This is a genomic window from Paraclostridium benzoelyticum (assembly GCF_001006285.1).
In the GTDB taxonomy this organism is placed as follows: Bacteria; Bacillota; Clostridia; order Peptostreptococcales; family Peptostreptococcaceae; genus Paraclostridium; species Paraclostridium benzoelyticum.
Genome location: NZ_LBBT01000324.1, coordinates 1 through 6,269, shown reverse-complemented (window position 1 = coordinate 6,269; position 6,269 = coordinate 1). Strand labels below are relative to the sequence as shown.

The window sequence follows — 6,269 nt, the reverse complement described above, 5'->3', positions numbered from 1 at the left end:
TGTATAATTGCTATTATAAATATAATTAAATAAATAATAGACATTGCAGGTATTAAATAAGCAGCTTTTTTTACTATACATACTAATAATAAAATTGCAAATTCATATATTACAAATGATATGTAAAAATCAATAAGTTTTAATCCGTTCTTTTTTATGAATTTAGATTCTTTTCCATATATCTTCCATGCAGCATATGCTATTATAACCCCAATTATATTAAGCATCATAACAGCTGCTGTCATTACCATCATAGTAATACTTTCATTTTTTGTAGATCTTTGATTTTCTGTCATAATACATTTCCTTTCATTAATAATTTCTATATTATATTTTGAACCATTTATCAAAAATCGTCAACTTTTTATTAAAATTCTATATTCATTTACTATTTTAAATTATTTAGATATAATTCTTATAGGTGAAGTTTACATATTGGAGGTATATTATGGCAATAGAAATGAACATAAAAGAATTATATGAAGTTGGAGAAAGCTTTGAAAGCTGCGTTGGAAAAGGATCAAAATCTGAAAGATCTAGGATTCCTAAAAATACATCAAGAATCAACTTGAACGAAGATATCATAAATAAAATAGCTAGCTATCCAAACAAAGTTAATATACTTGTTTCAGGGGAAATATGGTGTCCTGATTTTCAACTTAATGTATCAGTTTTAAAAAAATTTATTGATATTAATGATAATTTCGATATATCTGTTATAACTATGGCTAGAGGTAAAAAATTTATGAGTGAAGCCTTAAATATAGAAAAAGAAAACTTTAAAGGTCCCACAATTGCATTTTTGAATGAAGATTTTAATGTTATAGGAGTATTTGAGGAACGACCTCAAGAAGTAAAAATTGTTGATGACTTTGAAGAAATAAAAATTGATTACTATAAAGGTAAGTATTTATTAGATACTGTTAATGACTACTTAAATATCTTAAATATAAAATAAAAAACTACTAGATAGAAAATTCTATCTAGTAGTTTTTTATTTTATATTTAAACAGCATTCTTTGCATTTTCATAAATCCCAACATCTTCATATTTTTCATTTTTTTGAATTTTTGATTTATTTTTTTGAAGTATTTTTCTTGCAATTACAAGTACTATTGCTTCAGATACAAGTGTTGTAAACCATATACCTGTACCTCCAAATATAGACGTCATCAGTATTAAGCTTAAAGTTATTACTACTAATCCTCGTCCTAATGATATTACACTTGCATGTACCGCTTTTCCTGTTGAAACACAAAAACCTGATATTATTACATTATATCCCATAATTAAATATGCTACTGAAGATATTCTTAAAGTTTTTACAGTATAATTAAATAGTATTATATCTGATTTATCAATAAATATAGATACTATTTGATTTGCAAATATTAAAACTAATAAAAATGCTATTACTGAAGCTTTTGTTATGTAGCTTAAGCTCATTTTTAAAAGACTCAGTACGGATTTATTATCTTCCATACCATAATAGTAACTACATATTGGTTGTAATCCTTGAGATATTCCTAGCATAGTTGTAAGAACTAAAGTTGTTACATAACAAATTACACTATAACTAACTAAAGCATTTTCACCTATTAACATTAATATGCTTTGATTAAATAGTAATATAACCACTGCTAAGCTTGCCTCTGTCATAGAATCTGGAATACCTATTAAAACAATTCTTTTTATAAAGCTAAAATCAAATTTAAATTTACAAAATCTTAGTTTTCCTCTTCTTCTTAAAAAATGAGTTAAGAAAAATGTCACTGAAAATACTCTAGCAATTCCAGTTGCCAAAGCTGCACCTTCAACTCCCCATCCCCATTTAAGTACAAATATATAATCTAAAACTATATTAGTTATTGCTGAAATTATAACTCCTATTGTAGATAGATGAGGATATCCATCACACTTTATAAGTAACTCAAGTCCATAAGAAACTAAGTAAAAAGTAACAAATAATATAATATTCCCTAAATATCCTTTAACTAAAGGTAATGTACTTTCTGTTGCTCCTAAAAATATAGATATTTTTTCTAAGTTACCTAAGCTAAATACAATAATAAATATAGATATAATAGCTAGTACTACAGTATTAAGTGTAAAGTATTCACTTGCTTTTTTATCATCACCTTTACCAAGGGTCATTGATACAACAGTTGATGCTCCAGTTGATAATAAAACTGACACAGCAAATAAAGTATTTATAAATGGTGTTGATATATTAACAGCTGCCAAGGCTTCACTTCCAACCCCTTTGCTGACAAAAGCTCCATCTACCATAGAATATAGTGAAAATACCCACATAGATGCTACTGATGGTATTACATATTGTTTAAATTGAGTTTTTAAATCTTTTACGTTTTTCATAATTATTACCTCCCTCCACCTAATTGAATATAAACTATGGTATAATACTCAAGTCAACAATTTTATTTCAAAATGGGGTGATTTTTTTGAAAAGAAAATATTATAAAACTGGAGAATTATCAAAAATCTATAATTTAGGTAGAGATTCCCTTAAATATTATGAAAAGTTAGGTCTATTAAATCCAGGTAGGGATACAAATTCTTACAGAATGTACACTATAAAAGATATATGCAATTTAAATTTAATAAAAGAACTTAGAAGCCTTGATTTTTCTATGCAAAGAATAAAAGAATACTTAGAAAATAGAAATGTTAAAACTACTAAAAAAATGTTACAAGAAGAGATAAAACTTATAGATCAAAAGCTAGACGAGCTGACTATGCACAAAGAAAGCTTAAATAAAAGGCTAAGCTCTATTGATAATACACTAGACCATACAAATTTTAATAGAATTGAACTTTTATACATGAATAAAAGAAAAGCACTTACAGTTAATTCAAATGTTAGCTTTGATGAAAATGTAGATTACTTAATTCAAAGGTTAAATGAAAAATTTGATGATAAGTTCTACGTATTAGGGAATAGCAATTTTGGCTCAGTATTTGATACAAAAAGTGTTTCAAATGGAATTTTTAATAATTATAAATCTATATTTTGCTTACTTGATGATAATGCTACCAACTTCAATTTTACAATAGAAGAAGGTTATTATGTAACTTATACATATAAAGGCGATTATAAAAAAACAGCAAAAATAATCCCTATGTTGTTTAAATTTATAGAATTTAATAACTACACAGTTCTTGGAGATCCTATAGAAATTTATAAAATAGATATTTATGAAACTTCTCTAGAAGATGAGTACGTTACTCAAGTTCAAATTCCAGTTCAATTAGTAAGTGATTTATATGAATTTTAAAAAAGGGTATATTATCTATACCCTTTTTTGTTACGGAATTAAAGTATCAATTCCATTTATATATTCTTCATCTTCTATTGAAGAAATAGAGCTTAAGTTTATATTAACTCCATCTTTAAGTTTTACTAATTTACAAGGAAGTAGTCTATTGCTATCAAGTTTATCACTTAAAAACTTTTCTATAAATTCAGTAGTGTTTGAATAATCAGCTTCATATTCACTTCCATCTTTCATCATAATCTTTATCATAAGTTGCCTCCATAACCAATTTGAAACTTACGCTATTTCTTGTACTCTTATTTCTACATTGTCATCATTTCCATCTATAAGTATATGACATCCATTATAAACTTTACCAGCTATCATCATTTTAGCTATTTTTGTTTCTAATACATTTCCAATATATCTCTTAAGTGGTCTAGCTCCATAAATAGGATCATAACCTTCTTTTATCAATACATCTTTAGCACTATCAGTTATACTTAAAGTTATATGCTTATCAACTAATCGTCTTCTTAAATCATCTAAGAATATGTCTATAATTCTTCTAATGCCTTCTTTATCAAGAGGTTTAAACATTATGATATCATCAACTCTATTTAAAAACTCAGGTTTAAATCTTCTCTTCATTTCATTCATTACCATTTCTTTAGTAGACTCTTTTATTTCACCTGAATCTTCTAATAAATATGAACTACCTATATTTGAAGTCATTATTATTATTGTATTTTTAAAATCAACTGTTTTACCTTTATTGTCAGTAAGTCTTCCATCATCTAATATTTGAAGGAATAAGTTAAATACATCTTCATGCGCTTTCTCTATTTCATCAAATAGTAATACTGAATATGGATTTCTTCTTACAGCTTCTGTTAATTGTCCTCCTTCTTCGTATCCTACATATCCTGGAGGCGGTCCTATAAGTCTTGATACTGCATGTTTTTCCATATATTCTGACATATCAATTCTAATTATATTTTCTTCACTATCAAATAAATTTCTAGCTAAAGTTTTTGCAAGTTCTGTTTTACCAACACCTGTAGGTCCTAAGAATATAAATGATCCTATTGGTTTATTTTCATCTTTAAGTCCTGCTCTGTGACGAATAACAGCATTACTTACAGCCGTTACAGCTTCATCTTGTCCTATAACACGAGTTTTTAACTCTTCTTCTAATCTTAGTAATTTTTCTTTTTCGCTTTCAACTAACTTAGTTATAGGTATATTTGTCCATTTAGAGATTACTTCTGCAATTTCTTCTTCTGTAACCTCTTCTTTTAATAAAGATGTTTGATTGTCATCTTCCATTTTTTCTTCTGCTTCTTTAATTTCGTTTTCAAGTTTTGGAATTATACCATATTTAAGCTCTGCAGCTTTATTTAAATCATATTCTCTCTCATATCTTTCTACATCTCCTCTAGCCTCATCAAGTTTAGCCTTAAGGTTTCTAACATTCATTATATGTGACTTTTCTTTTTCATATATAGCTGTTAAATCATCATTTTTAGACTTAAGTTCAGCTAATTCATCTTGAAGTTTTTCAAGTCTTCTTTTACTTGCTTCATCCTCTTCTTTAAGAAGTGCTTCTCTTTCAGTCTCTAATGTAAATATTTTTCTTCTAACTATATCTAACTCAGTTGGTAGTGAGTCAATTTCACTACGAATCATAGCACTTGCTTCGTCTATTAAGTCTATGGCTTTATCTGGTAAATATCTATCTTGTATATATCTATCTGATAATTTTGCTGCTGCAACTATTGCAGAGTCATGGATTCTAATACCATGGTGAATTTCAAATTTTTCTTTTAATCCACGAAGTATAGAAATTGTATCACCTACACTAGGTTCATCCGCTATAACTGGTTGGAATCTTCTCTCTAATGCTTTATCTTTTTCTATATACTGTCTATATTCATCAAAAGTAGTAGCACCTATACAATTTAGTTCTCCACGAGCTAACATTGGTTTTATTAAGTTTCCTGCATCCATAGCCCCGTCTGTTTTTCCTGCTCCTACTATTGTGTGTATCTCATCTATAAATAAAATTATTTTTCCTTCAGCGCCTTGAACTTCTTTAAGCACTGCTTTTAATCTTTCTTCAAATTCACCTCTATATTTAGCACCTGCTATTAATGATCCCATATCAAGCGCAAATATAATTTTATCTTTAAGTCCCTCAGGTACATCTCCTCTGACTATTCTTTCTGCTAAGCCTTCTACTATAGCAGTTTTACCTACACCTGGCTCACCTATTAAAACAGGATTGTTTTTTGTTCTTCTTGAAAGAATTCTTATAACTCTTCTTATCTCTTCATCACGACCTATAACTGGGTCTAATTTATTTTTTTTAGCTAAATTTATTAAGTTTGTACCATATCTAGCTAATGCGTCATATGTACCCTCTGGATCTTGGGTTTCTACTCTTTGATTTCCTCTAACTTTTGATAATACTTCTAAAAAGCTGTTTTTATTTATATTGTATTGTTTAAATATTTTACCTATATTTGAACGTGATTCTAATTCAATTATAGCTAAAAATAAATGTTCAACACTTATATACAAATCATTGAATTCTTTTGAAATTTCTTCTGATTTTATTAATACTTCATTTAACTTTCTTGTAGCTACTACACCTTGTGAACTAGCTGCCTCACCTTGAACTTGAGGTAGTTTTAAAAGTTCAGTTTTTACACTTGCTTTTAGGCCTTCTACAGATATACCCATTTTCTCTATTATTCTAGGTATTAATCCATCTTCTTGGTCTATTAATGAATAAAGTAAATGTATTGTATCTACTTGTTGGTTATGATTTTTAACAGCTTCACTAAAAGCATCATTTAAGCTTTTTTGGACTCTTTGTGTCATTTTATCTGCTTCCATAAAAAACTCCTCCAAACTTTTAAATTTAATTTACTATAACTTATACCACTATAAATTTATAGTAAACATTTACCATTAATTTAAATATATTCT

6 protein-coding genes are annotated in these 6,269 nt (G+C 27.5%); 2 read left to right on the top strand and 4 right to left on the bottom strand.

Annotation, left to right across the window (positions count from 1 at the left end):
• Positions 1–296, bottom strand: a 296-nt coding sequence (locus tag VN21_RS15665) for a DUF4870 domain-containing protein (protein WP_046824080.1), incomplete at its 3' end; no start/stop codon positions are given.
• Positions 297–448: 152 nt separating this feature from the next.
• Between VN21_RS15665 and VN21_RS15660 the strand changes: the two genes are divergently transcribed.
• The gene (locus VN21_RS15660) at positions 449–958 is read left to right on the top strand and encodes a thioredoxin family protein (protein ID WP_046824079.1); all 510 of its coding nucleotides are present in this window, start codon (positions 449–451) and stop codon (positions 956–958) included.
• Positions 959–1,005: 47 nt separating this feature from the next.
• Here VN21_RS15660 and VN21_RS15655 read toward each other — a convergent pair whose 3' ends face one another.
• Positions 1,006–2,376, bottom strand: coding sequence for an MATE family efflux transporter (locus tag VN21_RS15655; RefSeq protein WP_046824078.1), 1,371 nt, complete (start codon positions 2,374–2,376; stop codon positions 1,006–1,008).
• Positions 2,377–2,462: 86 nt separating this feature from the next.
• On the opposite strand from VN21_RS15655, the gene VN21_RS15650 reads away from it, so the two are divergent.
• The gene (locus VN21_RS15650) at positions 2,463–3,296 is read left to right on the top strand and encodes a MerR family transcriptional regulator (RefSeq protein ID WP_046824077.1); all 834 of its coding nucleotides are present in this window, start codon (positions 2,463–2,465) and stop codon (positions 3,294–3,296) included.
• A gap of 30 nt (positions 3,297–3,326) precedes the next feature.
• Here the strand turns inward: VN21_RS15650 and VN21_RS15645 are convergent, their stop codons facing one another.
• On the bottom strand, positions 3,327–3,545 hold the full coding sequence (locus VN21_RS15645) for a hypothetical protein (protein ID WP_021433191.1): 219 nt from the start codon (positions 3,543–3,545) through the stop codon (positions 3,327–3,329).
• Between the two features lie 27 nt (positions 3,546–3,572).
• Positions 3,573–6,176: an ATP-dependent chaperone ClpB gene (gene clpB, locus VN21_RS15640; protein ID WP_046824076.1), complete on the bottom strand. Its 2,604-nt coding sequence runs from the start codon at positions 6,174–6,176 to the stop codon at positions 3,573–3,575.
• Positions 6,177–6,269 lie beyond the last annotated feature (93 nt).

What these genes read in the sequence shown, in the direction of transcription:
- VN21_RS15660 (WP_046824079.1), top strand. Translation starts at nt 449, where the DNA reads ATGGCAATAGAAATGAACATAAAAGAATTATATGAAGTTGGAGAAAGC.
- VN21_RS15655 (WP_046824078.1), bottom strand. Translation starts at nt 2,376, where the DNA reads ATGAAAAACGTAAAAGATTTAAAAACTCAATTTAAACAATATGTAATA.
- VN21_RS15645 (WP_021433191.1), bottom strand. Translation starts at nt 3,545, where the DNA reads ATGATAAAGATTATGATGAAAGATGGAAGTGAATATGAAGCTGATTAT.
- clpB (WP_046824076.1), bottom strand. Translation starts at nt 6,176, where the DNA reads ATGGAAGCAGATAAAATGACACAAAGAGTCCAAAAAAGCTTAAATGAT.